This is a genomic window from Nocardioides donggukensis, assembly GCF_014842875.1.
GTDB classification, from domain to species: Bacteria; Actinomycetota; Actinomycetes; order Propionibacteriales; family Nocardioidaceae; genus Nocardioides; species Nocardioides donggukensis.
Genome location: NZ_JACYXZ010000002.1, coordinates 521,655 through 548,381 on the forward strand (window position 1 = coordinate 521,655; position 26,727 = coordinate 548,381).

General features: G+C 73.7%; 25 protein-coding genes. All 25 read right to left on the minus strand.

Annotated features, from left to right (window positions below):
* Positions 1 to 46 precede the first annotated feature (46 nt).
* Positions 47 to 2,113 (minus strand): primosomal protein N', encoded by a 2,067-nt coding sequence (locus tag IE331_RS08840; RefSeq protein WP_192142606.1) that lies wholly within the window; start codon positions 2,111 to 2,113, stop codon positions 47 to 49.
* 44 nt (positions 2,114 to 2,157) lie between these two features.
* A complete protein-coding gene (gene metK / locus IE331_RS08845) occupies positions 2,158 to 3,354 on the minus strand; it encodes a methionine adenosyltransferase (RefSeq protein ID WP_192142608.1) in 1,197 nt (398 codons plus the stop codon).
* A gap of 73 nt (positions 3,355 to 3,427) precedes the next feature.
* On the minus strand, positions 3,428 to 4,702 hold the full coding sequence (gene coaBC, locus IE331_RS08850; protein WP_192142610.1) for a bifunctional phosphopantothenoylcysteine decarboxylase/phosphopantothenate--cysteine ligase CoaBC: 1,275 nt from the start codon (positions 4,700 to 4,702) through the stop codon (positions 3,428 to 3,430).
* A 7-nt stretch (positions 4,703 to 4,709) separates the two neighbouring features.
* Positions 4,710 to 5,036, minus strand: coding sequence for a DNA-directed RNA polymerase subunit omega (gene rpoZ, locus IE331_RS08855; protein WP_192142612.1), 327 nt, complete (start codon positions 5,034 to 5,036; stop codon positions 4,710 to 4,712).
* A gap of 11 nt (positions 5,037 to 5,047) precedes the next feature.
* Complete coding sequence (gene gmk / locus IE331_RS08860) at positions 5,048 to 5,644, minus strand: guanylate kinase (RefSeq protein WP_192142615.1); 597 nt, start codon at positions 5,642 to 5,644, stop codon at positions 5,048 to 5,050.
* An 8-nt stretch (positions 5,645 to 5,652) separates the two neighbouring features.
* Positions 5,653 to 5,973, minus strand: a complete 321-nt coding sequence (gene mihF / locus IE331_RS08865; protein ID WP_192142617.1) for an integration host factor, actinobacterial type — start codon at positions 5,971 to 5,973, stop codon at positions 5,653 to 5,655.
* 113 nt (positions 5,974 to 6,086) lie between these two features.
* The gene (locus IE331_RS08870; protein WP_192142619.1) at positions 6,087 to 6,533 is read right to left on the minus strand and encodes a hypothetical protein; all 447 of its coding nucleotides are present in this window, start codon (positions 6,531 to 6,533) and stop codon (positions 6,087 to 6,089) included.
* Positions 6,530 to 7,366, minus strand: coding sequence for an orotidine-5'-phosphate decarboxylase (gene pyrF / locus IE331_RS08875; RefSeq protein WP_192142620.1), 837 nt, complete (start codon positions 7,364 to 7,366; stop codon positions 6,530 to 6,532). Before pyrF ends, IE331_RS08870 begins: the two co-directional genes overlap by 4 nt.
* The gene (locus IE331_RS08880; protein ID WP_192142628.1) at positions 7,363 to 8,199 is read right to left on the minus strand and encodes a nitronate monooxygenase; all 837 of its coding nucleotides are present in this window, start codon (positions 8,197 to 8,199) and stop codon (positions 7,363 to 7,365) included. The genes pyrF and IE331_RS08880 overlap by 4 nt, the downstream gene beginning before the upstream one ends.
* Positions 8,196 to 9,029 carry an iron-sulfur cluster-binding protein gene (locus IE331_RS08885; protein ID WP_192142630.1) on the minus strand — a complete coding sequence of 278 codons (834 nt, stop codon included), beginning with the start codon at positions 9,027 to 9,029 and terminating at the stop codon, positions 8,196 to 8,198. The genes IE331_RS08880 and IE331_RS08885 overlap by 4 nt, the downstream gene beginning before the upstream one ends.
* The gene (locus IE331_RS08890; RefSeq protein ID WP_201931488.1) at positions 9,026 to 10,117 is read right to left on the minus strand and encodes a quinone-dependent dihydroorotate dehydrogenase; all 1,092 of its coding nucleotides are present in this window, start codon (positions 10,115 to 10,117) and stop codon (positions 9,026 to 9,028) included. The genes IE331_RS08885 and IE331_RS08890 overlap by 4 nt, the downstream gene beginning before the upstream one ends.
* Entirely contained in the window at positions 10,114 to 13,446 is a 3,333-nt protein-coding gene (carB, locus tag IE331_RS08895; protein ID WP_192142639.1) for a carbamoyl-phosphate synthase large subunit, read from the minus strand. Before carB ends, IE331_RS08890 begins: the two co-directional genes overlap by 4 nt.
* A 1-nt stretch (position 13,447) precedes the next feature.
* On the minus strand, positions 13,448 to 14,635 hold the full coding sequence (gene carA / locus IE331_RS08900) for a glutamine-hydrolyzing carbamoyl-phosphate synthase small subunit (protein ID WP_192142647.1): 1,188 nt from the start codon (positions 14,633 to 14,635) through the stop codon (positions 13,448 to 13,450).
* Positions 14,632 to 15,918: a dihydroorotase gene (locus tag IE331_RS08905; RefSeq protein ID WP_192142649.1), complete on the minus strand. Its 1,287-nt coding sequence runs from the start codon at positions 15,916 to 15,918 to the stop codon at positions 14,632 to 14,634. Before IE331_RS08905 ends, carA begins: the two co-directional genes overlap by 4 nt.
* A complete protein-coding gene (locus IE331_RS08910) occupies positions 15,915 to 16,847 on the minus strand; it encodes an aspartate carbamoyltransferase catalytic subunit (RefSeq protein WP_192142651.1) in 933 nt (310 codons plus the stop codon). The genes IE331_RS08905 and IE331_RS08910 overlap by 4 nt, the downstream gene beginning before the upstream one ends.
* Positions 16,844 to 17,434, minus strand: coding sequence for a bifunctional pyr operon transcriptional regulator/uracil phosphoribosyltransferase PyrR (gene pyrR / locus IE331_RS08915; protein ID WP_192142653.1), 591 nt, complete (start codon positions 17,432 to 17,434; stop codon positions 16,844 to 16,846). Before pyrR ends, IE331_RS08910 begins: the two co-directional genes overlap by 4 nt.
* A 763-nt stretch (positions 17,435 to 18,197) precedes the next feature.
* A complete protein-coding gene (locus IE331_RS08920; protein WP_192142655.1) occupies positions 18,198 to 19,691 on the minus strand; it encodes an HNH endonuclease signature motif containing protein in 1,494 nt (497 codons plus the stop codon).
* 494 nt (positions 19,692 to 20,185) lie between these two features.
* Positions 20,186 to 21,523, minus strand: a complete 1,338-nt coding sequence (locus tag IE331_RS08925; protein ID WP_192142657.1) for a dihydrolipoyl dehydrogenase family protein — start codon at positions 21,521 to 21,523, stop codon at positions 20,186 to 20,188.
* Between the two features lie 33 nt (positions 21,524 to 21,556).
* Complete coding sequence (locus tag IE331_RS08930) at positions 21,557 to 22,393, minus strand: DUF1206 domain-containing protein (protein ID WP_192142659.1); 837 nt, start codon at positions 22,391 to 22,393, stop codon at positions 21,557 to 21,559.
* Positions 22,394 to 22,444: 51 nt separating this feature from the next.
* Entirely contained in the window at positions 22,445 to 22,846 is a 402-nt protein-coding gene (gene nusB, locus IE331_RS08935; protein WP_192142661.1) for a transcription antitermination factor NusB, read from the minus strand.
* Positions 22,846 to 23,409, minus strand: a complete 564-nt coding sequence (efp, locus tag IE331_RS08940) for an elongation factor P (protein ID WP_192142663.1) — start codon at positions 23,407 to 23,409, stop codon at positions 22,846 to 22,848. Before efp ends, nusB begins: the two co-directional genes overlap by 1 nt.
* Before the next feature lie 73 nt (positions 23,410 to 23,482).
* Positions 23,483 to 23,926 carry a type II 3-dehydroquinate dehydratase gene (locus IE331_RS08945; protein ID WP_192142664.1) on the minus strand — a complete coding sequence of 148 codons (444 nt, stop codon included), beginning with the start codon at positions 23,924 to 23,926 and terminating at the stop codon, positions 23,483 to 23,485.
* Positions 23,923 to 25,029, minus strand: coding sequence for a 3-dehydroquinate synthase (gene aroB, locus IE331_RS08950; RefSeq protein ID WP_192142665.1), 1,107 nt, complete (start codon positions 25,027 to 25,029; stop codon positions 23,923 to 23,925). Before aroB ends, IE331_RS08945 begins: the two co-directional genes overlap by 4 nt.
* Positions 25,026 to 25,505, minus strand: a complete 480-nt coding sequence (locus IE331_RS08955; RefSeq protein WP_192143193.1) for a shikimate kinase — start codon at positions 25,503 to 25,505, stop codon at positions 25,026 to 25,028. The genes aroB and IE331_RS08955 overlap by 4 nt, the downstream gene beginning before the upstream one ends.
* A gap of 26 nt (positions 25,506 to 25,531) precedes the next feature.
* Positions 25,532 to 26,710: a chorismate synthase gene (gene aroC / locus IE331_RS08960; RefSeq protein WP_192142666.1), complete on the minus strand. Its 1,179-nt coding sequence runs from the start codon at positions 26,708 to 26,710 to the stop codon at positions 25,532 to 25,534.
* Positions 26,711 to 26,727: the final 17 nt, after the last annotated feature.

Sequence of the window (26,727 nt, forward strand, 5' to 3'; positions counted from 1 at the left end):
CCTCGTCTGGGTCCCCCGTCGCGATCCCCTCAGTCTCGGTCCCTGCTCACAGCGTCAGCGGGTCGACCTGGATCCGCACCGGGTCGAGCTTGCGCGCCGAGCGCAGCCGCTGGAGCTCGGCCAGCGCCTCGCTCAGGGCCTCCCCCTGCGCCCGCGGCACCCGGATCACGGCCCGCACCTCGGGTCCGGCCCCCGGCCGGGGTGGGCCGGTCTCCTCGACCGGGACCGGGCCCAGCAGCTCGGCCACCTCCGGCAGGGCCGCCAGCGTCAGGGCGTCGTCGACCGCGCCGGGCGGCCCGGTGACGGTGGCCAGCCGGCTGGCCGGCGGCAGGTGCGCCGAGCGCCGCTCGTCGATCTCCCTCCGCGCGAAGCCACCGGGGTCCCACCGGACCAGGGCCTGCAGCGTCGGCTCGGCCGGGTCGCCGACCGCGACCGCCCGTCCCCCGGGGCGGGCCAGGGCGACGGCGTTCATCCAGCGGCGCAGCGCCTCCTCCGCGGTGCGCAGGTCGAGCCGGGCCAGCGCCAGGCCGGTGTCCATGAGGACCACGGCGGCGTACCCGGCCTCGGCCACCGGCTCGGCGCCCGGCGTGGCGACGACGATCGCCGGAGAGTCGGGCACCGACGCCAGCACCCGGTCACCGCCGGAGGTGCGGACCACGGTGCTCGGGAAGCTGCGGCCCAGCTCCTCGGCGGTGCGCCCCTCGCCGCGCACCGGGGCGCGCATGCCGCGGTGGCCGCACTCGCGGCAGGACCAGGCGGGGTCGGCGGTGCCGCACCAGGCGCACGCGGGCGGCTCGGTCGGTCCGGTCAGCCGCATCGGGCCTCCGCACCCGGCGCAGCGGACCGGGGTCCGGCAGCGCTCGCAGGCCAGGCTGGGGGCGTAGCCGGCGCGGGGCGTCTGCACGAGCACGGGCCCCGACGCCAGCCCGGAGCGGAGCGCGTCGGCGGCCTGCGTCGGCAGGCGGGTCACCCGGGCCTGCGGGTCGCGGGCCAGGTCCCGGTCGCTGGCTCCGGTGACCTCGACCCGCACCCGCTCGCGCACGGTCGCCCGGGGCGCGGAGATCTCCCGTGCCCAGCCGGTGGCGAGGAGGTACTCCGCCTCGACCGTGCGGGCGAATCCGCCGACCAGCACCGCCGTGTCCTCGGCGGCGGCCCGCAGCAGCAGCACGTCGCGGGTGTGCGGGTACGGCGCGCGGGGCTCGGCGTACAGGTCGTCGCCGTCGTCCCAGATCACGACCAGCCCCAGGTCGGCGACCGGCGCGAACGCCGCGGCCCGGGTCCCGACCACGACCCGGCGGGCACCTCGGGACACGGCGAGGAAGTCGCGGTAGCGGGCGGCCGGCCCGCTGTCCGCGGTGAGCGCGACGTGGTGTCCCTCGCCCAGGAGCCGACCGAGCGCGACGTCGACCCGGGCGACGTCCTTGCCGTCCGGGACGCAGATCAGCACCCCCCGGCCCGCGGCGCGGGTCGCGGCGGCGGCCCGGGCCAGCAGCGCCGGCCAGTCCTCCCCGGGGGCCGCCGAGAGCACCGCCCGGGGTGCCTCACCCCGGGCGAGCGCGCCGACGAACGACCCCCCGGCGTCGTAGCCGGACCACGCCCCGGGGTCGGGGGGTGCGGCCGGCGGCGCGGGCGCTTCCGGGGACGGCTGCTTCTCGGTCGTCGCGTGCCGGGGCGGGACCGCCAGGCGCAGGACGTCGGCCCTCGTGCCGGCGTACCGACGGGCGACCTGCCGCACGAGGGCCGCGACCTGCGGGGTCAGGACTGGCTCGGGGCTGACGACGCGCCGCACCGGGGACAGCCGGCCCGGGTGGTCGCTCGCGTCGAGCCGCTCCAGGACGTAGGCGTCGGCGTCCTGACCGGCGAAGCGCACCTTCACCCGGGCGCCGGGCACCGCCTGCTCGGCCATCGTCTGCGGGACCTGGTAGTCGAAGGTCCGGTCCAGGTGGGCCAGGGGCAGGTCGACCAGCACCCGGGCGACCGGCGCGACCTCGGCCGCCGGGGTCGGCGCCGTCTGCCGGGGCGCCCGACGGGTCCGGGCCCGGACCCGGGCCAGGCCGGGCAGGGTCTCGCCCTCGGCGCCCCCGCCTCGGTCGTCGTCCCGCAGCTCGCTCACGGGCCCTTCCTACCAGTCCCCGGGGACAGTGCTCCGGGGTCGCCTCAGGCGCCGGCCGCTGCCCGCAGCGCGTCGGCCCGGTCGGTGCGCTCCCAGGTGAACTCGGGGAGCTCGCGACCGAAGTGCCCGTACGCCGCGGTCCCGGCGTAGATCGGCCGCAGCAGGTCCAGGTCGCGGATGATCGCGGCCGGGCGCAGGTCGAAGACCTCGAAGACCGCCCTCTGGATGTCCTCGTCCGGCACGGTGCCGGTGCCGAAGGTCTCGATGAAGACGCCCACCGGGTGCGCCTTGCCGATCGCGTAGGCGACCTGCGCCTCGCAGCGCCGGGCCAGGCCGGCGGCCACGACGTTCTTGGCCACCCAGCGCATCGCGTACGCCGCGGACCGGTCGACCTTCGACGGGTCCTTGCCGGAGAACGCGCCACCGCCGTGCCGGGCCATCCCGCCGTAGGTGTCGATGATGATCTTGCGACCGGTCAGCCCGGCGTCGCCCATGGGACCGCCGACGACGAACCGTCCGGTCGGGTTGACCAGGATCCGGTACCCCTCGGACGGGATGTCGAAGGTGGCCAGCACCGGGTCGATGACGTGCTTCTTGATGTCGGGCTGCAGCGTCGACTCGAGGTCGATGTCCTCGGCGTGCTGGGTCGAGAGCACCACGGTGTCGACCCGGATCGGCCGGTTCTCCGCGTCGTACTCGATGGTGACCTGGGTCTTGCCGTCGGGTCGCAGGTAGTCCAGCGTGCCGTCCTTGCGGACCGCGGTCAGCTGCTGGGAGAGCCGCTGGGCCATCATGATCGGCAGCGGCATCAGCTCAGGGGTGTCGTCGCAGGCGTAGCCGAACATCAGTCCCTGGTCGCCGGCGCCCTGGCGGTCCAGCTCGTCGACCGAGGACTCCACGCGCGACTCGTGGCCGGTGTCCACGCCCTGGCCGATGTCGGTCGACTGGGCCCCGATCGCCACCTGCACTCCGCAGGTGGTGCCGTCGAAGCCCTTGTCGGAGTGGTCGTAGCCGATCTCGAGGATCTTGTTCCGGACCAGCTCGGCCACCGGCGCGTAGGCCTTGGTCTTGACCTCGCCGGCCACCACGACCAGACCGGTCGTCAGCAGCGTCTCGACCGCGACCCGGCTGTCGGGGTCGTGCTTGATGAGGAAGTCGAGGACGGTGTCGCTGATCTGGTCGGCGATCTTGTCCGGGTGACCCTCGGTCACCGACTCGGAGGTGAACAGGCGTCCGGCCACGGTGGTTCTCGCTCCCTCTGCAGGTGGTGGTGGTTGAACCCTAGCGGGCGTCCCGAAAGCCGAGACGGCGGTCTCAGCCGCGGTCGGGGTCCTCGAGCAGGAGGCCCACCCGGTCCCACACGGCGTGTGCCAGGGCCGCCTTGGTGCCGCGCGGTACGACGACCGGCTCACCCTCGGCGGACAGGATCACCGCCTCGTTGTCCGGGCTGCCGAAGACCGCGCCGCCGCTCACGTCGTTGACGACGAGCAGGTCGCACCCCTTGCGGGCGAGCTTGGCCCGGGCGTGCTCGAGGACCGTCCCGGCGTCGTCCCCGGTCTCGGCGGCGAAGCCGACCACGACGCTGCCCGGCCGGGCCCGGTCGGCGGCCACCTCGGCCAGCACGTCGGGGTTCTGCACCAGGTCGATGGCCGGGGCGGTGCCGTCGTCGGCCTTCTTGATCTTGGCGGTGCTAACCGACACCGGTCGGAAGTCGGCGGGGGCGGCCGCCATGACCACCGCGTCCGCCGAGGGGGTCGCGGCCAGGACGGCGTCGCGCAGCTCGGCCGTGGTCGCCACCCGGACCACCTTCACCCCGGCCGGGTCGGGCAGGGAGACGTTGGCGGCGACGAGGGTCACCTCCGCGCCCCGGGCCGCGGCGGTCGAGGCGAGGGCGTAGCCCTGCCGACCCGAGGAGCGGTTGCCCAGGAACCGGACCGGGTCGAGGTACTCCCTCGTGCCGCCGGCCGAGACCACGACGTGCCGGCCCCGCAGGTCGTCGCCCGGGGAGCCGCCCCGGACCAGGACGTCGCGGGCCAGCTCGAAGAGCTCGCCGGGCTCGGGCAGCCGGCCCTTGCCGGTGTCGGCGCCGGTGAGCCGGCCCTCGGCCGGCTCCACCACCACCACGCCCCGCGAGCGCAGGGTGGCCACGTTGGCGCGGGTGGCGGGGTGCTCCCACATCTCGGTGTGCATCGCCGGGGCGAGCACGACCGGGCAGCGGGCGGTGAGCAGGGTGTTGGTGAGCAGGTCGTCGGCCAGGCCGTGGGCGGCCTTGGCGAGCAGGTCAGCGGTGGCCGGCGCGACCACCACCAGGTCGGCCTGCTGCCCGATCTGCACGTGCGGCACGGCGTGGACGTCGCTCCACACCTCCGCGGAGACCGGCTTGCCGGACAGCGCCGCCCAGGTCGGCGCGCCGACGAACTCCAGCGCCGCGGCGGTCGGGACGACGGTCACGTCGTGCCCGGACTCGGTGAACCGGCGCAGCAGCTCGCACGCCTTGTACGCCGCGATCCCGCCGCTGACGCCCAGGACGACGCGAGGCCGTCCCTCCGGCTGCGGAGGAACGGCCTGCTGACTCCCGGGTCCGGGCAAGGTCAGGTCACTCGCCGGCGGTGAACGACGGCGCCGCGGCGGCGGCCTTGGCGGCTGCCTCCTCGGCGGCCAGCTCGGCCGGGTCGACGTCCTCGCAGGTGAGCAGGTCGTCGTTGATCTCGCGGAGCGCGATCGACAGCGGCTTCTCCTGGACGTGGGTGTCCACGAGCGGGCCGACGTACTCCAGCAGGCCCTCGCCGAGCTGGGAGTAGTAGGCGTTGATCTGCCGAGCCCGCTTCGCGCTGTAGAGGACCAGCTTGTACTTGGAGTCGGTCTTGGTGAGCAGGTCGTCGATCGAGGGGTTGGTGACTCCCTCGCCGGTGGGGGCAGACACGTAGATGCGCCTCACATGGTGTCGGTGGATGGATCGGGCTCGAGGTCGAGCCCCATCAAGGCTACCAACTGACCTGCCGCAGCGTGAACTTCACGATTCACCACGGTCACGTCGAACTCCTCCTCGGCCGCCAGCTCGGTCCGCGCCGTGGCCAGTCGCCGCTCCCGCTCCTCGCCCGACTCGGTCCCGCGGCCGACCAGCCGGCGGACCAGCTCCTCCCAGCTCGGAGGCGCCAGGAACACGAACAGCGCGTCGGGCATCGTCCGGCGCACCTGGCGGGCGCCCTGGAGGTCGATCTCGAGCAGGGCCTTGCGACCGGCCGCCAGCGCCTCCTCGACGGGACGCCGGGGGGTGCCGTACCGGGCGGCTCCGTGGACCACCGCCCACTCGAGCATCTCGTCGCCGGCGACCATCGCGTCGAACCGGGCGTCGTCGACGAAGTGGTAGTGCACACCGTCGACCTCGCCGGGCCGAGGCGGCCGGGTGGTCGCGGAGACCGAGATCCACACGTCCGGGTGCTCGGCGCGGATGACGGCGGCCACCGTGCCCTTGCCGACCGCTGTGGGTCCGGCGAGCACGACCAGCCGCGAGGAGGTCGGTGACGTCAACGCGTGGCTCAGTCCCGCGCGGCGAACTCCGCCTCGAGGGCGGCGACCTGCTTGGTGCCCAGCCCCCGGACCCGGCGGCTCTCGGCGATGTGGAGGCGCTCCATCAGCTGGCGGGCCCGGACCTTGCCGAGCCCGGGCATCGCCTGGAGCAGGTCGAGGACCTTCATCTTGCCGATGACCTCGTTGGTCTGGCCGTCGTGCAGCACCTCGACGATCGAGGCGCCCGAGTTCTTGAGCCGGTTCTTCACCTCGGCCCGCTCGCGTCGGGAGGCGGCGGCCTTGTCGAGGGCAGCCTGGCGCTGTTCGGGCGTGAGCGGGGGCAGGGCCACGGACTTGCAACCTCGTCAATCGTGGGACTTCGGGTGAGTGGTCAATCTAGTCACCTCGCGCCGGACACGGCAACGCCGGGCCACCCTTCGGGGTGGCTGCCCGCCGCGACCGCCTACAGGAGGGGCGTCGAGCACACGTCCAGGGCGTGCTGCTCGATGCCGACCGTGGCCGAGCGCACGTCGTCGCGGGCCAGCACCGAGGCGGCGCCGCTGACCCGCCGCCGCTCCTGCTGGGAGAGCCCGTCCGGCAGCCCGTCGGCGGTCACGTCGTCGGGGTCCAGGCCGGTCTCGGACAGTGCGTCCCTGAGGCCGCGCAGCGCGTCGAGGAAGGTCCGCCACTCGTCGCGGAGGTCCGCCGGGGCCTGCCCGGCCAGCTCCTCGAGCACCGGCAGCGCCTCGATGAAGCCGCCGGGACCCCCCTCGTCGGAGATCCGCGTGAGCCGGGCGCCCTGCTCCTCGACCGCGGCGCAGTAGTCGTCACGCTGCTCCTCGGCGCTGCTGCCGCACCCGCCGCCGGCCAGCCCGAGCAGCACGACAGCCACGCCCAGCAGCCGGGTCACCGCACCCCGCCCAGGAGCGCGACGTACTCGTCGTTGGCCCGGAGCACGGCGTCCCGCAGCCGGGCCGGCTCCGGCCCGGCGCCGAGCACCTCCCGGGAGGAGGAGGGCAGCACGTCGGGGAGCGACGCGCCGAAGATCCGGCGTACGTCGGCCGCGGTGCCGCCCTGCGCCCCCACGCCCGGGGCCAGCAGCGGGCCGTTGATCGCCAGCTCCTCCTCGGTCGAGCCGATCGTCGCACCGACCACGGCGCCGTAGGACCCGATGGGGTCCTGGCCACGGTTCAGCTCGGCCAGGCCGGCCAGGACGCTGCCGGCCACCGTGCCGCCGGAGGCGCGGGCGTGCTGGACCTGGTCGGCGCCCGGGTTCGAGGTGAGGGCGAGCAGGAACAGGCCGGCACCGTGCTCGCGCGCGGCGTCGACGAAGGGCTGCACCGAGCCGAGTCCCAGGAACGGGCTGACGGTCATGGCGTCCGCCGCCAGCGGGGAGGAGCGGTCGAGGTAGGCGTCGGCGTAGGCCTGGGCGGTGCTGCCGATGTCGCCGCGCTTGACGTCCAGGAGCACCAGCGCACCCGCGTCCCGGGCGTCGGCGAGCACCCGCTCGAGCACGACGATCCCGCGGCTGCCGTGCCGCTCGAAGAACGCGGCCTGCGGCTTGAGGATCGCCGACACCGGGGCGAGCGCCTCGACCGCCGTCCGGGCGAAGCGCTCCAGGCCGTCCGGGGTGTCGTCCAACCCCCACGCGTGCAGCAGCGCGGCGTGCGGGTCGATCCCGGGGCAGAACGGTCCACGGGCGTCGGTGGCGGCCCGGAGCCGGGCGCCGAAGGGGTCGGTCATGCGTCTCCTCGCAGGGTGGCCGCGGCCCGGGCCGCGGCGGTGGGGTCGTGCAGCAGTGCGCTCCCGACCTGGACGGCCACGGCACCGACGTCGAGGAGGGCCCGGACGTCGTCAGCGTCGACCACTCCCCCGGCCGCGATCACCGGCAGGTCGGGCACCTGCGACGCTACGTCGTGCACGCAGCGCAGCGCGAGCGGGCCGATCGCCGGTCCGGCCAGACCGGCGGGGCGGCCGTCGGGCATCAGGGCCGGCAGCCCGTTCACCAGTACGACGGCGTCCGCGCCGGCCTCGGCCAGGGCCCGTGCGGTCTCCGCCAGCCGGCCCGGGTCCGCCGACGGCTTGGCCCACAGCTGTACGCCGGCGGGAAGGTCGCGGCGCACGGCGCCCACGACCCGGGCCGCCTGGAACGGCTCACGGGCGTCGAAGAGGCCGGCACCGGCCGCATCCGGCGGGACCAGGTTCAGCTCGATGGCCGCGACCCCCGGGGAGCGGCCCAGGCGGCGGCCGAGGTCGGCGTACTCCCCCAGGGACGCGGCGCTGATCGAGACCGCGACCCGGATCCCACGGCTCACCAGCCAGGGAAGCTCGAGTGCGAGGAACCCGTCGATCCCGGGGTTCTGCAGGCCCACGGCGTACCGGAAGCCGCTGGGGCTCTCCACCACCCGGGGGCGGGGGCCACCGTCACGGGCGTCGAGCGTGATCGTCCGGGTGACGAACCCCCCGATCCCGTCCAGGCCGCCCAGCGCGTCGAGCTCGCGGCCGGTCCCGCCGCACCCGGAGGCGACGAGGACCGGGGCGTCGGATCCGGTGACCGGACCGGGATCCCGGCTCACCGGGCGTCCACCTCGAGCCAGCGCACCCGGTCGCCGCGGAAGACCGGCCCGTCGGTGCAGGCCCGCACCAGCCGGCCGACGCCGTCCTCGGCGACCACCGGCACCGGGCAGCCCTGGCAGAGGCCGGTGCCGCACGGCTGCGCGGTCTCCAGTGCGGTCTGGCTCCAGGCCCCGTGCTGCTCGGCGGCGGCCGCGGCCGCGTGCAGGGTGGCCACCGGGCCCGCGGCATAGACGACGTCGGCGGCGGACCGCGTGAGCAGCTCCGGGAGCGCGTCCACCACGGTGCCGCGCACGCCGACCGAGCCGTCCGCGGTCACCACGGTCACCGAGCGGGCGGTCCGCCGCGCCTCCAGCGCCCCCAGGAGGTGCGCCTCGTCGGGAGCGGCGAGCAGCACGCTGACGGTGCAGCCCCGCTCCCGGAGCCGCTCGGCGAGCGGGAAGAGCGGCGCGGCGGCGTAGCCCTCCCCGACGAGCAGGCAGGAGACCGGCTCCCGGGGCTGGGCGAACGGCCGGCCGAGCGGACCCGTGACCCGGACCGGCGACCCCTGCGGCAGCGCGACCAGTCGCCGCGTGAAGCGGGATCCGGCGGCCACGACCAGCTCGATCGTCGCGCCGTGGCTGCCGGTCGGCCGGACCCGGTGGATCCAGAAGCTGCGGGGCTGCAGGCGCGCGGTGTCGGCGGCGTCGTCCAGCGTGAGCACGACGAAGGTGCCGGGCCGGAAGCGCTCGGCGATCCCCGGCGCGACCACCGTGACGTGGTGGTGGGCGCCGATCCGCTTCACCGACAGCACCTCGCCGGCGACGTGCAGGGGCCCTCGGTCGGGGCTCATCGAGCGTGCTGCTCCGCGGCCAGGCCCCGGACCAGCCGGGAGGGCCAGAGCGGGCCCTCGTAGACGAAGGCGGTGTAGGCCTGCAGGAGGCGCGCCCCGGCCTCGAGTCGGCTCCTCGCGTCCTCCACCGTGGACAGCCCGCCGACGGAGACCAGCGTCACGGAGGGGTCGAGCCGCCCGTGCAGGAGGCGCAGCACCTCCAGGGAGCGCTCCCGCACCGGTGCTCCGGACAGCCCGCCCGCGCCGATCCGGGCGACGACCTCGGCATCGGTCGCCAGCCCCTCCCGGGAGATCGTGGTGTTCGTCGCAATCACGCCGTCCAGGCCCAGGGCACCGGCCAGGTCGGCCACCGCCAGGACGTCCTCGTCGTCGAGGTCCGGCGCGATCTTCACCAGCAGCGGCACCCGGTGATCGGTGACCTCGTCGGCGCGGTGTCGCACCGCGCGCAGCAGCGGCTCCAGCCGCTCGACCGACTGCAGGTCGCGCAGTCCCGGCGTGTTGGGCGAGCTGACGTTGACCACGAGGTAGTCGGCGTGCGGCGCGAGCAGGCCGGCACTCTTGCGGTAGTCGGCGAGCACCGCCTCGGCGTCGGACTCGGGGACCAGCTTGGTCTTGCCGATGTTGACGCCGAGGACCGGTCCTGGGCGCCGCTCGGACCGCGCGCCGTGCCGCCGCGACCGCTCGGCCAGTCGCCGGGCCACCGCCTCGGCGCCGTCGTTGTTGAAGCCCATCCGGTTGACCACGGCCCGGTCGGCCGGCAGCCGGAACAGGCGCGGCCGCTCGTTGCCGGGCTGCGGCTCCCCCGTGACCGTGCCCACCTCCACGTGCCCGAAGCCGAGGGCCCCCAGCGCGTCGATGCCGACCGCGTTCTTGTCGAACCCCGCCGCCAGCCCGAGGACGTGCGGGAAGTCGATGCCCATGGCCCGCACCGGCCCGGGCGGCCCGACAGCAGCGACGGGTCGGCGGGGTGCACCCAGGCGACTGGTCACCGGGGTGGCGGCGCGGATCGCGGTGAACGCCGCGTGGTGCGCCCGCTCCGCGTCGGTCCGGGTCAGCACCCGGTCGAACAGCGTCCGGTAGAGCGTCACCTCGCCGACCCGTCGCCACTGTCGGCGCTCGTCGCCCTGCGGGCCCAGTCCTGCAGGCTGCGCACGCCGATGTCGCCGCGGCGCATCGCCTCGATCCCCTGCACCGCCGCCCCGAGCCCCTGCACCGTCGTCAGGCAGGGGACGTTCGCCATCACCGCCGCGGTCCGGATCTCGTAGCCGTCGAGCCGGGCCTGCCCGCCGTCGCCCGCGCCGTACGGCGTGTTGACGATCAGCTGCACGTCGCCGTCGAGGATCAGCTGGACGGTGGTCCGCTCGCCGGACTCGCCCGGCCCCTGGTAGTGCTTGCGCACCACCGTGCAGCGGACGCCGTTGCGGCGCAGCACCTCCGCGGTCCCCTGGGTGGCGAGGATCTCGAAGCCGTGGTCGGCCAGCACCTTGATCGGGAAGATCATCGACCGCTTGTCGCGGTTCGCCATGCTCACGAACACCCGGCCCTGCGTCGGCAGCGAGCCGAACGCCGCGGTCTGCGCCTTGGCGAACGCGGTGCCGAAGTCGGCGTCGAACCCCATCACCTCGCCGGTCGACTTCATCTCCGGGCCGAGCACGGTGTCGACCTGCGAGCCGTCGGCGGTCTTGAACCGGTTGAACGGCATCACCGCCTCCTTGACGGCGATCGGGGCGTCGGTGGGCAGGCGCCCGCCGTCCCCCTCGGCGGGCAGCACCCCGATCGCCCGCAGGTCGGCGATGCTCTCGCCGAGCATCACCCGCGCGGCCGCCTTGGCGAGCGGCGTCGCGGTCGCCTTGGAGACGAACGGCACGGTGCGGCTGGCCCGCGGGTTGGCCTCGAGCACGTAGAGGATGTCGGAGCCGAGGGCGAACTGGATGTTGAGCAGCCCACGCACGCCGACGCCGCGCGCGATCGCCTCGGTGGCCTCGCGGATCCGCTCCACCTCGCGGGCGCCGAGCGTGATCGGCGGCAGCGCGCACGAGGAGTCCCCGGAGTGGATGCCGGCCTCCTCGATGTGCTCCATGACCCCACCGAGGAACAGGTCGTCCCCGTCGAAGAGGGCGTCGACGTCGATCTCCACCGCGTCGTCGAGGAACCGGTCGACGAGCACCGGCGCGCTGGCGCTGATCAGACCGGCGGCGACGTACTTCTCGAGGTAGGCCTCCAGCGCGGCGTCGTCGTACACGATCTCCATGCCCCGCCCGCCGAGGACGTACGACGGCCGCACCAGCACCGGGTAGCCGATCTGGTGGGCGATCTGCTCGGCCTCCACCCACGACGTGGCGGTGCCGTGCTGCGGGGCGTTCAGCCCGGCGGCGGCGAGCACCCGTCCGAACGCGCCGCGCTCCTCGGCGAGGTGGATCGCCTCCGGAGAGGTGCCGACGATCGGCACGCCGGCGTCCTGCAGACCCTGCGCGAGGCCGAGCGGGGTCTGCCCACCGAGCTGGCAGATCACGCCCGCAATCGGGCCGGCCTGCGACTCGGCGTGCACGATCTCGAGCACGTCCTCCAGCGTCAGCGGCTCGAAGTACAGCCGGTCGGAGGTGTCGTAGTCGGTGGAGACGGTCTCCGGGTTGCAGTTGACCATGATCGTCTCGTAGCCGGCCTCGCTGAGCGCCAGGCAGGCGTGGACGCAGGAGTAGTCGAACTCGATGCCCTGGCCGATCCGGTTCGGCCCGGAGCCGAGGATGATCACGGCCTCCTTCTCCCGCGGCGCGACCTCGGTCTCCTCGTCGTAGGAGGAGTAGTGGTACGGCGTCCGCGCGGCGAACTCGGCGGCGCAGGTGTCGACGGTCTTGTAGACCGGGCGGACCCCCAGCGCCTGCCGGACGCCCCGGACCACGTCCTCGGCCAGACCACGGATCCGGCCGACCTGGTGGTCGGAGAAGCCGTGCCGCTTGGCCAGCCGGAGCGTCGGCTCGTCGAGCCTGGGGGCCGCGGCCACCGTCCGGGCCACCTCGGCCAGCAGGAACAGCTGGTCGAGGAACCACGGGTCGATCCGGGTGGCCTCGAAGACCTGCTCGGCGGTGGCGCCGGCCCAGATCGCGTCCATGACCTTGCGCAGCCGCCCGTCGTGGGGCGTGCGGACCGCCTCGAGCAGCGACTCGACGGTCTCGGTGGGCCGGGCCCCGAAGTCGAACACCGCCGTCGGGCTCTCCAGGCTGCGCAGCGCCTTCTGCAGCGCCTCGGTGAAGTTGCGGCCGATCGACATGGCCTCGCCCACCGACTTCATGTGCGTGGTCAGGGTCGGGTCGGCGGCGGGGAACTTCTCGAACGCGAACCGGGGCGCCTTGACCACGACGTAGTCCAGGCTCGGCTCGAAGGAGGCCGGCGTCTCCCGGGTGATGTCGTTGGGGATCTCGTCGAGGGTGTAGCCGATGGCGACCTTCGCCGCGATCTTCGCGATCGGGAAGCCGGTCGCCTTGCTGGCCAGGGCGCTGGAGCGGGAGACCCGTGGGTTCATCTCGATGACGATGAGCCGGCCGTCGGCGGGGTTGACGGCGTACTGGATGTTGCAGCCGCCGGTGTCGACGCCCACCGAGCGGATGATCCCGATGGCGAGGTCGCGCATGGCCTGGTACTCGCGGTCGGTCAGCGTCATCGCCGGCGCCACCGTGATCGAGTCGCCGGTGTGCACGCCCATGGGGTCGAGGTTCTCGATCGAGCAGACGATCACGACGTTGTCGGCGGGGTCGCGCATGACCTCGAGCTCGTACTCCTTCCACCCGATGATCGACTCCTCGAGGAGCACCTCCGTGGTGGGCGACGCGGCCAGCCCGGCGCCGGCGATGCGGCGCAGGTCGGTCTCGTCGTAGGCCATGCCGGACCCGGTCCCGCCCATCGTGAACGAGGGCCGGACCACCATCGGGTAGCCGAGAGTGCCGGCCGCGGCCAGGCAGTCGTCCATCGAGTGGCAGATCTCCGAGCGGGCCGACTCGCCGCCGAGCTCGTCGACGATCTTCTTGAACACGCTGCGGTTCTCACCGCGGTCGATCGCCTCGATGCTGGCGCCGATCAGCTCGACGCCGTACTTCTCCAGCACCCCCGCGGCGTCGAGGTCGATGGCGCAGTTCAGGGCCGTCTGCCCGCCGAGCGTGGCCAGCAGCGCGTCCGGGCGCTCCTTGGCGATCACCTTCTCGACGTAGTCGGCGGTGATCGGCTCGACGTACGTCGCGTCCGCGAACTCGGGGTCGGTCATGATCGTGGCCGGGTTGGAGTTGACCAGGATCACCCGCAGGCCCTCGTCCTTGAGCACCCGGCAGGCCTGGGTGCCGGAGTAGTCGAACTCGCAGGCCTGGCCGATGACGATGGGGCCGGATCCGATGACCAGGACCGAGGAGATGTCCTCGCGCTTGGGCATGTCAGTGTCCTCCGTCGTTGCGCTGGTGGTCGCCCTGCGACCGTCTCGACACCATCAGGTCGCTGAACCGGTCGAAGAGGTACGCCGCGTCGTGCGGCCCGGCGGCCGCCTCGGGGTGGTACTGCACCGAGAACGAGAGCAGCCGGCCGGCGTCGTCGCGCAGCTCCAGGCCCTCCACGACGTCGTCGTTGAGGCAGACGTGGGAGACGCTGGCGGCGCCGTACGGCGTCGGCTGCGGCGTCATCTCGGGGGCGTCCGGCCAGGCGACGGCGAAGCCGTGGTTGTGCGCGGTCACCTCGACCTTGCCGGTGGTGCGGTCCATGACCGGCTGGTTGATACCGCGGTGGCCGTACCGCAGCTTGTAGGTGTCGAAGCCGAGGGCCCGCCCGAACAGCTGGTTGCCGAAGCAGATCCCGAAGTACGGCAGCCCGTGCGCGAGGGCCCCCTGCAGGAGCTCGACCTGGCTGGTGGTGGCGGACGGGTCGCCGGGGCCGTTGGAGAAGAAGAGCCCGTCCGGCCGGACCGCGAGCACGTCGTCGAGGGTGCTGGTGGCCGGGAGGACGTGCACCTCGATGCCGCGCTCGGCGAGCATCGCGGGCGTCATCGCCTTGATCCCCAGGTCGACCGCAGCGACGGTGAGCCGACGCTCCCCCACGGCGGGGACGACGTACGCCTCGGTCGTGCTGACCTCCCCGGCCAGCTCGGCACCGACCATGCCGGCCGAGGCCAGGACCCGCCCGAGCAGCGCCTCGGGGTCGGTCTCGGTGGTGGAGATGCCCACGCGCATGGCGCCGCGCTCGCGCAGGTGCCGGGTGAGCGCGCGGGTGTCGACGCCGCTGATGCCGACCACGCCCTGCTCGTCCAGCTCCTGGTCGAGGGTGCGCCGGGCCCGCCAGTTCGAGGAGACCCGGGCGGGGTCGCGGACGACGTACCCGGAGACCCAGATCCGCCGGGACTCGGGGTCCTCGTCGTTGACGCCGGTGTTGCCGACGTGCGGCGCGGTCATGACCACGACCTGCCGGTGGTACGACGGGTCGGTCAGCGTCTCCTGGTAGCCGGTCATGCCGGTGGAGAAGACCGCCTCGCCGAAGGTCTCCCCGGTGGCGCCGAAGGCCTCGCCGCGGAACGTGCGGCCGTCCTCGAGGACCAGGATGGCCGGGCGGGGGGCGAGGGTGGCGGGGCCGGTCATGCGAGCTTCCCTTCCAGGACGGTGGGGACGCCGCGCAGCAGCGTCGCATGGACGGAGCCGGTCAGCCGGCGTCCGTGCCAGGGGTTGTTGCGCGACAGCGACACCGAGTCGGCGCGGTCGACAGTGACCTCGGCAGTGGGGTCGACGAGCGTGAGGTTGGCCGGGGATCCCACGGACAGGGCCTGGCCCTGGTCCTCGAGCCCGGCGATGCGGGACGGGGTCGTGGACATGGTGCGGGCGACGTCCGACCAGCCCATGCGGCCCTCGCGCACCATCACGGTGCTGACCACCGACAGGGCGGTCTCGAGGCCGAGCATGCCGAAGGCGGCGTCGACGAAGGCGTGCTCCTTGTCGTGCCGGGCGTGCGGCGCGTGGTCGGTGGCGACCGCGTCGATGGTGCCGTCGGCCAGGGCGGCGCGCAGCGCCTCGACGTCCTCGGCCGGCCGCAGGGGCGGGTTGACCTTGAACGTCGGGTCGTAGCCGGAGAGCAGGTCCGTGGTCAGGAGCAGGTGGTGCGGGGTGACCTCGGCGGTGACCGCGATCCCCTGGGCCTTCGCCCAGCGGAGCACCTCGATGCTCCCGGCGGTGCTGACGTGCGCGACGTGGAGGCGGCTCCCGGTGTGCCGGGCCAGCATCACGTCGCGAGCGACGACGACCTCCTCGGCGATGCCCGGCCAGCCGGGCAGGCCGAGCCGGCCGGAGAGCTCGCCCTCGTGGCAGCAGGCGGTCGGGCCGGCCAGGTGCGGGTCCTGGGCGTGCTGGCTGATGACGCCGCCGAAGGTGCGGACGTACTCGAGCGCCCGACGCATCACCCGGGCGTCGTCCACGCAGCGGCCGTCGTCGGAGAAGACCCGGACCCGGGCCCGCGACCGGGCCATCAGGCCGAGCTCCGCGAGCTCCTGGCCGCCGAGGTCGCGGGTGACCGCGCCCACCGGGTGGACGTCGACCAGTCCCGCTCGACGGCCCAGGTCGTGCACCCGCTCGGCGTTCTCGGCGGTGTCGGTCACCGGTGAGGTGTTGGCCATCGCCAGCACCGCGGTGTAGCCGCCGACCGCCGCGGCCATGGAGCCGCTGAGGATCGTCTCGGCGTCCTCCCGGCCGGGCTCGCGCAGGTGCGTGTGCAGGTCGACCAGGCCGGGCAGCGCGATCAGGCCGTCCGCGTCGATCACCTGGGTGGCCCCGCCGAGGTCGGCGGTGCCCACGTCCCGGATGACGCCGTCCTCGACCGTCAGGTCGGCGGTGGTCTCCCCGAGGAGCGAGGCTCCCCTGATCACGACGGTCATGAGGCCGTCTCCTCTCCGGCGAGCAGGTGGTAGAGCACGGACATGCGCACCGCCACCCCGGCGGACACCTGGTCGAGCACGGCCGACTGGGCGGCATCCGCGGCGTCGGCGGCGATCTCGAGGCCGCGGTTCATCGGCCCCGGGTGGCAGATCGGGGCGTCCGGCTGGAGCTGGGCGAGCCGCTCCTTCGTGAGCCCGTAGCCGACGGTGTACTCCCGGGCGCTGGGGAAGTAGCCGCCGGCCATCCGCTCGCGCTGGACCCGCAGCATCATCACCGCGTCGGCCTTCGGCAGCACCTCGTCGAGGTCGTACGACGTCGCGAAGCCGGCTGCCCGCGACCACGGCTCGATGCCGCTGGGCATGAGTGTCGGCGGGGCGACGACGGTGACGTCGGCGCCCAGCTTGGTCAGGCACTGCAGGTTGCTGCGGAAGACCCGGCTGTGGGTGAGGTCGCCGACGATCGCGACCCGACGCCCTTCGAGGCTGCCGAGCCGGCGCTGCAGGGTGTAGGCGTCGAGCAGTGCCTGGGTGGGGTGCTCGTGCATCCCGTCTCCGGCGTTCACCACGATCGCGTCGACCCACTGGCTGACCTGGCGGGCGGCGCCGCTGGCGGGGTGCCGGATCACCAGCCCGTCGACGCCCATGGCGCAGACCGTCAGCACGGTGTCGCGCAGGCTCTCGCCCTTGCTGGCCGAGGACCCCTTCGCCGAGATGTTGATGACGTCCGCGGAGAGCCACTTGCCGGCGATCTCGAAGCTCGACCGGGTGCGGGTGGAGTCCTCGAAGAACATGTTGATGACGGTCCGGCCGCGCAGGGCGGGCAGCTTCTTGACCTCGCGGTGCTGCACGTCGTGCATCTCCGCGGCGGTCTCGAAGATGGTGGTGATCTCGTCGACCGACAGGTCGTCGATGCTCAGCAGGTGCTTCATGCGGGGCCTCCCACGCCGGAGATGCGCACCTCGTCGTACCCGTCGATCTCCTCGAGCAGCACCCCGACCCGCTCGGTGCGGGCGCTGGGGAGGTTCTTGCCGACGTGGTCGGCGCGGATCGGCAGCTCGCGGTGGCCGCGGTCGACGAGGACCGCGAGGCGTACGGCGGCGGGTCGGCCGAGGTCGGAGACGGCGTCCAGCGCGGCGCGGACGGTGCGGCCGGAGAACAGCACGTCGTCGACGAGGACGACCACCTTGCCGTCGATGCCGGTGGCCGGGATGTCGGTGCGCTGCGGGCCGCGGGTCGGGTGCGACCGGAGGTCGTCGCGGTACATCGTCACGTCCAGCGAACCCACCCCGACGCGGTGTCCCTCCACGGAGTGGATCCGCTCGGCGATCCGGCGCGCGAGGGGTACGCCTCTGGTGTGCACCCCGAGCAGCAGCAGGTCGTCGGCACCCTTGTTGCGCTCGAGGATCTCGTGCGCGATGCGGGTGAGGGCCCGGGACACGTCACGGGCGTCGAGGACGGTGCGCCCCTCGTCGGGGGTCGGATCCGGCCGAGCCGGGTCCGCCTGTGCAGCAGGCATCAGTGCCAACTCCTTCTCCGCCTCACGGGACGGCTCGTTAAAGGATGTCGATCGCGGGCAGACTACCAGTCCTCCTGGGCCGGTCGACCGGCTCGCCCGCGGCGTGTCAGCCCGTGGAATCCCGCCCGCGGCGCGCCTCCTCCAGACCCGGAGCGAGCGCGGTCCCCGGTGGTTGAGGAGCGAGCCCCAGCGAGCGTCTCGAAACCACCCCCGGCCGGTGGTTGCCCTTCGAGACGGCGCTGGCGCGCCTCCTCAGGAACCGGAGCGAGCGCAGCGAGCGTCTCGAAACCAGAGCGCACGGTCCCCGGTGGTTGAGGAGCGAGCACCAGCGAGCGTCTCGAAACCACGGCTGCCGCTCCCCATCCGCTGGACGTGCAGAACGACGTGCAGCCGCCGCCCTCAAGCGCCGAATGACACTCGAAAGTGGGGTGCTGCACGTAGTCCTGCCCGGGCACCGGGTTTCGACACGGTCGCAGAGCGACCTGCTCAACCGACGAAGATCGTGGCCCTTCGAGACAGCGTTGGCGCGCGCTCCCCGGGAACCGGAGCGAGCGCCAGCGAGCGTCTCGAAACCACCCCCTCGACGGCACGCTGGTTTCGAGACGGGCCTTGGCGGCCCTCCTCAACCACCGACAGACGGGCGTGGTCTCCGGTGGTTGAGGAGCGAGCGCCAGCGAGCGTCTCGAAACCACTCCCCACCCACCGGTGAACATGCCACTGCCCCCACCCGGTCCTGCCTGGGGTGGGGTGTGGGGCGGTGTCCTCAATGCTCGGGCGGGGAACCGGCCGGGCAGGCCGGGTCGGTGATGTCGAGGGTGCCGGTGCGGTCGCGTCGGAACCGCAGCCCGTGCGGGGAGGTCCACTCGAACACCCCCGGCCTCGGGGTGTGACAGCTCCAGGCGCCGTGGGTCTTGAGCCGGTGATGCCGCCGACACAACGCGCCGAGATTGCCGGTCGCGGTCTGGCCCGGTGGGCCGTCGGGGTCGTAAGGAACCACGTGGTCGGCATCACAGGACCGGGCCGGGCGGGTGCACCACGGGAACACACACGTCCCATCCCGCAGGCGGATCGCCTCGCCCATCCGGTCCGGCACCTCGTAGGCATCGACCGGGACCAGCCCCTGGTGGTCCAGCACCGGCTTGACCACGACCTGGGCGTCGGGGTGGGCCAACCAGGTGCGGATCTGGTCGGCGGTCACCGGGGACCGGGACAGCTCACAGCGCCCCACCACCCCCGACCGCCCGGGCTGACCGGTCTTCTCGGTGCGGTGACCGGTGCCGGTGATCGCCTCCGCGGCCAGGTGCAGGTAGAGCACCGCCTGCCGCGGCTTCACCCTCCCGCTCCCGGCTCGGCCGGCAGGCTCGTGCGCGCCCGCGGCGGCGTCGGCGACCTGCTCGCCGCCCGCCTCGTCCGTCTCGTCGACGCCGCGGTCGGCCTCAAGGTCGCCGGTGTCGGGGGTGTTGGGGTTGAGGTCCAGGGCGAGCTGGCGGCGGGCCAGGCTGCCGAGTGCGGTGGCCCGGCGGGCGTCCAGGTCCTCGGTGGACCCGAGGGCCTTGAGCTGTGCGGCGCCGTTGGCGACGGCGGTGTCGAGGTCCAGGGCGTCGGCCAGGTCCAGGATGCCGTGGACCTGGCTGGTGCCGTCGAAGGAGACCTGGCCGTGGGTGATCGTCACGTGCCGGCCCGCGACCGCCCGGTCGGCCCGCTCTTGGGCCAGCTGCGGGTCGCACCGGCCGATCGCCTCCGCAACCAGCCGGTCCACCTGGCCGGGGGTGACCTTGTGCGCCACCGGCGTGACCGCCACGTCCACGAACTCCACCGCTGCCGGGGACAGGACGATGGTGGCGGCCGCGACCCGACGGGCCTTCCAGGCGGCCAGCTCACCGGACATCACCCGGGTCCACAGGTTCGGCAACCGGTGCCGCAACTCGAGCGCCTCCCCGATCAGCGCCTTCCCGGACTCGGTGCCCAACCCCACACTCGCGGCGAACTCGGCCACGCAGAACTCCGCCACCGCAGGGGCACCCTCACCTGCCAAGGGGAGGCCGGTGTCGCCGAACAACGCCGTGGTCACCGTCGCCGCCGGGTGAATGCCCTCCGGGGGGTGCAGGTCCGCCCACGCGCAGGCGTCCTGGAGGAGCCGGACCTCGGCCGCGTCCGCAACCTCCCGGTTCGACCGCGCCGAGGCCAACACCGCATCCGCGGTGCCCGCGGTGCCGGTGCCAGAAGCACCGGGGTTCGGGGTGGTCTTCGTCCTCATGGCAACCACGCTAGCCGTGCCCACTGACAGTCACCCCGGGGCGAGAACCGGTTGTGCACAACGGGGTTTCGACACGCTCGCCAGGGCTCGCGGCTCAACCGGCGGGGGCGGGTTTCGAGACGGTCGCTGCGCGACCTCCTCAAGCGGCGAGGGGCGCCGGCGGCGGGTTTCGACACGCTCGCCGGGGCTCGCGGCTCAACCGGCGAGGGGCGCCGGTGGCCTGGTTTCGAGACGGTCGCTGCGCGACCTCCTCAACCACCGGGGGCCTGGTTTCGACACGCTCGCCGGGGCTCGCTGCTCAACCGGCGAGGGCGGCCGGTGGCGTGGTTTCGAGACGGTCGCTGCGCGACCTCCTCAACCACCGACGGGCGGCCGGCGGCGGGTTTCGACACGCTCGCTGGCGCTCGCGGCTCAACCGGCGAGGGGCGGCCGGTGGCGTGGTTTCGAGACGGTCGCTGCGCGACCTCCTCAACCACCGGCGGGGGGGGGGGGGGTCAGTCGAGGTCGTGGAGCACGCTCTCGACCGCCCGGTGGTAGGTCGGGTAGGCGTAGTGCATGCCGAGCAGGGTCTCGACCGGCACCCGCGCGTGGATGGCGGTGGCGAGCATGCCCATGATCTCGCCGCCGGCGGACCCGACGACCGTCGCGCCCACGAGGACGCCGTCCGAGGCGACGACCTTGATCAGCCCCTCCTCCTTGGCCAGCCAGCCGCGCGCACCGAGGTCGCCCGAGGCGACGCGCACGTCGAGGCCCTGCTCCCTGGCCTGGGCCTCGGTGAGCCCCACGGAGGCGACCTCGGGGCCGGTGAAGGTGACCCGGGCGACCGCACGGTAGTCCGCCCACGGACCGTCCTCACCGAGGATGTCGCGGACCGCCACGTCGGCCTGGTACATCGAGACGTGCGTGAAGGCACCCTTCCCGGTGATGTCGCCGATGCCCCAGAGCCTGTCGCCCGCGCGCATCCGCTCGTCCGTCTCCAGGGTGCTCGCCTCCGGGTCGGCACCCATGTGCTCCAGGCCGATCCCGGCCAGGTTGCTCCGCCGCCCCGCGGAGACCAGCAGCTTGTCCGCGGTGATCTGCTCGTCGCCCAGCGACACCGTGAACGTGCCGTCGGCGTGGTCCACCCGCGAGATCGACACCCCGGTGCGCACCTTCATGCCCTCGGCGACGAAGGCGTCCTGGAGCATCGCCCCGGCCTCCGGCTCCTCCGGCGGCAGCACTCGGTCCGCGACCTCGAGCAGGGTCACCTGCACCCCGAACCGGGCCATCACCTGGGCCAGCTCGGCGCCGATCGCTCCGGCGCCGATGACCACCAGCGACGCCGGCAGCTCGGTGAGCTGCACGACGTCGCGGTTCGTCCAGTACGGCGTGTCCGCGAGGCCGTCGATCGGCGGGATCGCCGGCTCGGTGCCGGTGTTCACGACGACGGCGCGCGAGGCGGCGTACGTCGTGCCGTTGACCTCGACCTGTCCGGGGCCGGTGATCGTGCCGGTCCCCCGGACGAAGGTCGCTCCCGAGCTCTCGAGACGCTCGACCGCGACGGTGTCATCCCAGTCGTCGGTCGCCTCCTCACGGATCCGGGTCGCGACCGGCGCCCAGTCGGGCTGCACCTGCGCGGCCCCGGCGAGCTGGGGGACGTGCCGGGCCTGGGCCAGCGTCCCGGCCGCGGCGATCATCATCTTGGACGGCACGCAGCCGTAGTAGGGGCACTCACCACCGACCAGCCGGGCCTCGATCCCGACCACACTCAGCCCGGCCTTGGCCAGCTTGGCCGCGACCGTCTCGCCTCCGGGCCCGAGACCGAGCACCACCACGTCCACGTCAGTCGTCATGCCCCCCAGCCAACCATGAGGGCCAAGGACCGCTCACCGGTCGAGGTGCCGGGCCCTCGCGAAGCAGAACAGTCCGTAGCTGCCGATGCCGAGACCCACGGCCACCAGCAGGTAGGGACCGAACGCCTGCTGCCGGATCTCCTGGAGGGCTTGGTCCAGGCCGCCGGACTTCTTGGCCTCGTGGGTCACGGCGGCGTACAGGAACAGCGTGCCGACCACGCCGACGGCCACACCCTTGGCGGCGTACCCGACCTTCCCGAACCACACGTACGCCGTGCCGTCGCCGCCCCGCTTGCCCTCGGCGGTGAGGTGCTTGCGGAACTTCTCGGTCCACGCGATCCGCACCTGGTTGAGCCCGTAGCCGATGATCCCGAGCCCGACGAGGCCCACGATCCACTGGCCGGCGGGCAGGTCCATGAGCTTGGCCGTGGTCGAGTCGGTGCCTCCCTTGGAGCCCTCGCCGACCGCCACCCGCAGCGCCGAGATCCCGATCGCTCCGTAGAGCACGGCCTTGAGCACCGAGACCGCCCGCTTGCGCGCGAGCTCGGCGCCGTCCTCGTCGCGGTGGCCGGTGACCGCCTCGAGCAGCCGCCAGGCCACGAGCACGAGCATGCCGAGCGCGACCAGCCAGACCGCCACCGCGCCGAACGGCTGCGAGGCGATCTCGTGCAGGGCGCCGCTGCTGGAGGCGTTCTGCTTCTGGTCCCCGAACGCGATCTGGATGGCCAGCCACGCGATCACGAGGTGCACCACCCCGTAGACCACCATCCCGAACCGGACGACGTGGTCGATCCGGTCGCTGTCGTCGGCCTTGCGCCCCATCCGGCGCGCCCGATCACCGACCCCGCCTGTCGTGCTCCCTGCCGCCATGGCTGTCTCCCTTCCCACCCGAACCCTAGGGCAGAGGGGAAGCCCGCGGCCTCAGGCCTTGCGGGCCTTCAGGACCGCGCCCAGGACCCCGTTGACGAAGGAGGGCGAGTCGTCGGTGGACAGGTCCCGCACGAGGTTCATCGCCTCGGTGACCGCCACCGCGTCCGGCACGTCGTCGACGTGCAGCAGCTCGTAGACGCCGAGTCGCAGGACGTTGCGGTCGACCGCCGGCATCCGCTCGAGGCTCCAGCCCTGCGCGGAGGACGCGATCAGCCGGTCGATCTCCTCCCGCTCGCCGGCCACTCCGCGCACCAGGGTGACGGTGTAGTCGTTGGTCGGGCCCTCGCCCTCGGCGATCGCCCGGTCGAGGGCCACGACCGGGCTCTCCCCGCGCAGCTCGCTCGCGAACAGCAGGTCGAGGGCACGCTTGCGGGCCTTGGAGCGAGCCGCCATCAGGACTTGACGCGACCGAGGTAGGAGGAGTCGCGGGTGTCGACCTTGACCTTCTCCCCGGTGGTGATGAACAGCGGCACCTGGATGGTGTGGCCGGTCTCGAGCGTGGCCGGCTTGGTGCCGCCGGTGGAGCGGTCGCCCTGCAGACCGGGGTCGGTCTGGGCGATCTCGAGCTCGACCGAGGCGGGCAGCTCGATGTAGAGCACCCGGCCCTCGTTGGTGGCGACGATCGCCTCCTGGTTCTCGAGCATGAAGTTGCTGGCCTCGCCGACGATGTCGGGGCCCACCTCGAGCTGGTCGTAGGTGCTGACGTCCATGAAGACGTACGACGTGCCGTCGTTGTAGAGGTACTGCATGGTCCGCTTGTCGACCGAGGCCACCTCGACCTTGACGTCGGCGTTGAACGTCTTGTCGACGGTCTTGCCGGACTCCACGTTCTTCAGCTTGGAGCGCACCACGGCGCCGCCCTTGCCGGGCTTGTGGTGCTGGAACCAGATGACCTGCCAGAGCTGGCCGTCGAGGTTGAGCACCATGCCGTTCTTGAGGTCGTTGGTCGTAGCCATGCGTTCGGTGGGCCTTCTTCGCAGTCGGAGACGGGGGCACCCGCGCAGGGCGCGCAGGCAACAGCGGGCCAGTCTATACGCGTGGCTCCGCGAGCAGCGCGAGCGCGTCGCGGTAGCCGCTCACTCCGCGCCCCGCGATCACCGCGACCGCGTGCTCGGTGACGACCGACGTGTGCCGGAAGCGCTCGGGCCGCTGCGTCGGGTCGGAGAGGTGGACCTCCACCAGTGGCGCGGTCAGCTGGGCGCAGGCGTCGAAGATCGCCCACGAGTAGTGGGTCCACGCGGCGGCGTTGAGCACCACCGGTGTCGCCGCGTCGGCGGCGTCGTTGAGCCAGTCCAGCAGCTCACCCTCGTGGTTGGTCTGGCGCACCTCAACCTCCAGCCCCAGCTCAGAGCCCCAGCCGCGGCACAGCTCGGCCAGCTCCGCGTGCGTGGTGTCGCCGTAGATCTCGGGCTGGCGGCGACCCAGCCGACCGAGGTTCGGACCGTTGAGCACCAGCACCCGGGTGCCGGTCACGACGCCGCCCCGCTCATCACGTCGTACGCCGTCTGCAGGTGCGCCTCGTCCGGCCCGGCCAGCACCCGGGGGGAGGCGAGGGCGTCGAGCACGACGAAGCGCAGCTGGTCACCGCGGGTCTTCTTGTCCACCCGCATGGCGGCCAGCAGCTCCTCGAAGCGGGCGCCGGCCCAGGTCGTGGGCAGTCCGACGGCCGCGAACGCCGTGCGGTGCCGATCGGCCACGTCGTCGGCGAGCAGGCCGGCCGCGCGGGCCAGCTCGGCCACGTAGACGCAGCCGATGGCGACCGCCTCGCCGTGCCGCACGTCGTACTCGCTGGCGCGCTCGATCGCGTGCGCCATCGTGTGCCCGTAGTTCAGCACCTCCCGCCCGGGGTGCCCGCCGGCGCCGCCGGTCTCGCGGAGGTCGCCCACGACCACGTCGATCTTCACCCGCACCGAGCGCTCGACCAGCTCCCGGAGCACCGGCGACGTCGGGTCGAGCGCCGCCCGGGGGTCGGACTCGACCATGTCCAGGATCGCCGGGTCGGCGATGAAGCCGCACTTGACCACCTCGCCCAGCCCGGCCCGCAGCTCCGGGGTGGGCAGGCTGGCCAGGGTGGCCAGGTCGCACAGCACGCCGGCCGGCTCGTGGAAGGAGCCGACCAGGTTCTTGCCGGCACCGGTGTTCACGCCGGTCTTGCCGCCGACCGCGGCGTCGACCATCGCCAGCAGGGTGGTCGGCACATGCACGACCCGCACCCCCCGCAGCCAGGTCGCGGCCACGAAGCCGCCGAGGTCGGTCGTCGCCCCGCCGCCGAAGGTCACGACCGCGTCAGAGCGGGTGAACCCGGCCTCGCCGAGCGCCTCCCAGCAGTCGTTGGCGACCGAGGTGCTCTTGGCCTGCTCCCCCGCCGGCAGCCCGAGGGCGAGCACGTCGTAGTGCGCCACCAGGGTGTCCAGCACCGGCTGCGCCTGCTCGGCCAGGTCGTCGGCGTACAGGAGCGCCACCCGGCGCACGTCCTCGCCGAGGATCCCCGGCAGCCGGTCGCCGAGGTCGTGCCCGATGACGACGTCGTACGGCGAGGCGCCGGGCACGGGCAGGACGGTCTCGGAGCCGCTCACGTCAGCGCCACCAGCCGCTCGTCGATCTCGGCGGCCACGTCCTCGGGGGTCCGGCCGTCGGTGTCGACTGTCAGCTCCGCGACCGCGGCGTAGACGGGCGTGCGCTCGTCGAGGAGGGCCTTGATCCGGCCCCGGACGTTGCCGAGGAGGAGCGGCCGGGCGGTGCCCAGCCCGACCCGCTTCACCGCGTCGGAGAGGCCCACCCGGAGGAACACCACCCGGTGCCCGGCCAGGGCGTCACGGGTGCCCTCGTCGAGGACCGCACCGCCGCCCAGGGCGAGGACGCCCTCGTGCTCGCGCAGCGCGACGGCGACCGCCCTGGCCTCGAGCCGGCGGAAGTGCTCCTCACCGGAGTCGACGAAGATCTCCGCGACGCTGCGACCCTCGGTCGCCTCAACGTCGTGGTCGGTGTCACGCAGGGGCACTCCCCAGGTGTCGGCGAGCACCGCCCCGACCGTCGACTTGCCGGCGCCCATGGGGCCCACCAGCACGACCCGGGGGCTCACCGGAACCGGATCGCGTCGAGGTAGGACGCGCAGTTGCGGGCGGTCTCGGCGACGGAGTCACCGCCGAACTTCTCGAGCACCGCGTCGGCGACGACGAGCGCCACCATCGCCTCGGCGACGATGCCGGCGGCCGGCACCGCGCACACGTCGGAGCGCTGGTGGTGCGCGGTGGTCTGCTCACCGGTCGCGACGTCGACGGTGCGCAGGGCACGGGGCACGGTCGCGATGGGCTTCATCGCCGCCCGCACCCGCAGCAGCTCGCCGGTCGTCATGCCGCCCTCGGTGCCGCCGGAGCGGCCGGTGGCGCGGCGGATGCCGCCGTCGGAGGCGACGATCTCGTCGTGCGCACGGGAGCCCGGGTCCGCGGCCAGGCCGAAGCCGTCGCCGACCTCGACGCCCTTGATGGCCTGGATCCCCATCAGCGCGCCGGCCAGCCGCGAGTCGAGCCGGCGGTCCCAGTGCACGTGCGAGCCGAGACCGGGCGGGAGGCCGTGCACGACGACCTCGACCACGCCGCCCAGGGTGTCGCCGTCCTGGTGCGCCTGGTCGATGGCGGCGACCATCTGCTTGCTCGCGTCCGGGTCGAGGCACCGGACCGGGTCGTCGTCGAGCCGGGCCACGTCGTCGGGTCCGGGGACCGAGCCGTAGGGGGCAGGCACCCCGCCGAGCTCGACGACGTGGGAGACCACCCGGGCGCCGACGGCCTGCTCGAGGAAGTTGCCGGCCACCCGGCCGAGCGCGACCCGGGCCGCGGTCTCGCGGGCCGAGGCCCGCTCCAGGACCGGCCGGGCCTCGTCGAAGTCGTACTTCTGCATGCCGACCAGGTCGGCGTGGCCGGGTCGGGGCCGGGTGAGGGGCGCGTTGCGGGCGCTGGACTCGAGCTCGGCGGGGTCGACCGGGTCGGCCGACATGACCTTCTCCCACTTGGGCCACTCGGTGTTGCCGACCTGGATGGCCACCGGCCCGCCCTGGCTGCGGCCGTGCCGGACCCCGCCGACGAGTGTCACCTCATCCTGCTCGAACTTCATCCGGGCCCCACGGCCGTAGCCGAGGCGGCGCCGGGCGAGGGCGTCGGAGATGTCGTCGGTGGTCACCTCGACGTGGGCGGGCAGGCCCTCGAGGATCGCGACGAGGGACGGTCCGTGGGACTCGCCCGCGGTGAGCCAGCGCAGCATGCGGCCAGTGTTTCACG

What these genes read in the sequence shown, in the direction of transcription:
- IE331_RS08920 (WP_192142655.1), bottom strand. Translation starts at nt 19,691, where the DNA reads ATGAGGACGAAGACCACCCCGAACCCCGGTGCTTCTGGCACCGGCACC.
- pyrR (WP_192142653.1), bottom strand. Translation starts at nt 17,434, where the DNA reads ATGCCTGCTGCACAGGCGGACCCGGCTCGGCCGGATCCGACCCCCGAC.
- pyrF (WP_192142620.1), bottom strand. Translation starts at nt 7,366, where the DNA reads ATGACCGACCCCTTCGGCGCCCGGCTCCGGGCCGCCACCGACGCCCGT.
- IE331_RS08885 (WP_192142630.1), bottom strand. Translation starts at nt 9,029, where the DNA reads ATGAGCCCCGACCGAGGGCCCCTGCACGTCGCCGGCGAGGTGCTGTCG.
- IE331_RS08910 (WP_192142651.1), bottom strand. Translation starts at nt 16,847, where the DNA reads ATGAAGCACCTGCTGAGCATCGACGACCTGTCGGTCGACGAGATCACC.
- carB (WP_192142639.1), bottom strand. Translation starts at nt 13,446, where the DNA reads ATGCCCAAGCGCGAGGACATCTCCTCGGTCCTGGTCATCGGATCCGGC.
- aroC (WP_192142666.1), bottom strand. Translation starts at nt 26,710, where the DNA reads ATGCTGCGCTGGCTCACCGCGGGCGAGTCCCACGGACCGTCCCTCGTC.
- IE331_RS08905 (WP_192142649.1), bottom strand. Translation starts at nt 15,918, where the DNA reads ATGACCGTCGTGATCAGGGGAGCCTCGCTCCTCGGGGAGACCACCGCC.
- IE331_RS08925 (WP_192142657.1), bottom strand. Translation starts at nt 21,523, where the DNA reads ATGACGACTGACGTGGACGTGGTGGTGCTCGGTCTCGGGCCCGGAGGC.
- efp (WP_192142663.1), bottom strand. Translation starts at nt 23,409, where the DNA reads ATGGCTACGACCAACGACCTCAAGAACGGCATGGTGCTCAACCTCGAC.
- IE331_RS08930 (WP_192142659.1), bottom strand. Translation starts at nt 22,393, where the DNA reads ATGGCGGCAGGGAGCACGACAGGCGGGGTCGGTGATCGGGCGCGCCGG.
- nusB (WP_192142661.1), bottom strand. Translation starts at nt 22,846, where the DNA reads ATGGCGGCTCGCTCCAAGGCCCGCAAGCGTGCCCTCGACCTGCTGTTC.
- carA (WP_192142647.1), bottom strand. Translation starts at nt 14,635, where the DNA reads ATGACCGGCCCCGCCACCCTCGCCCCCCGCCCGGCCATCCTGGTCCTC.
- IE331_RS08955 (WP_192143193.1), bottom strand. Translation starts at nt 25,505, where the DNA reads ATGGGCGCCGGCAAGTCGACGGTCGGGGCGGTGCTCGCCGACACCTGG.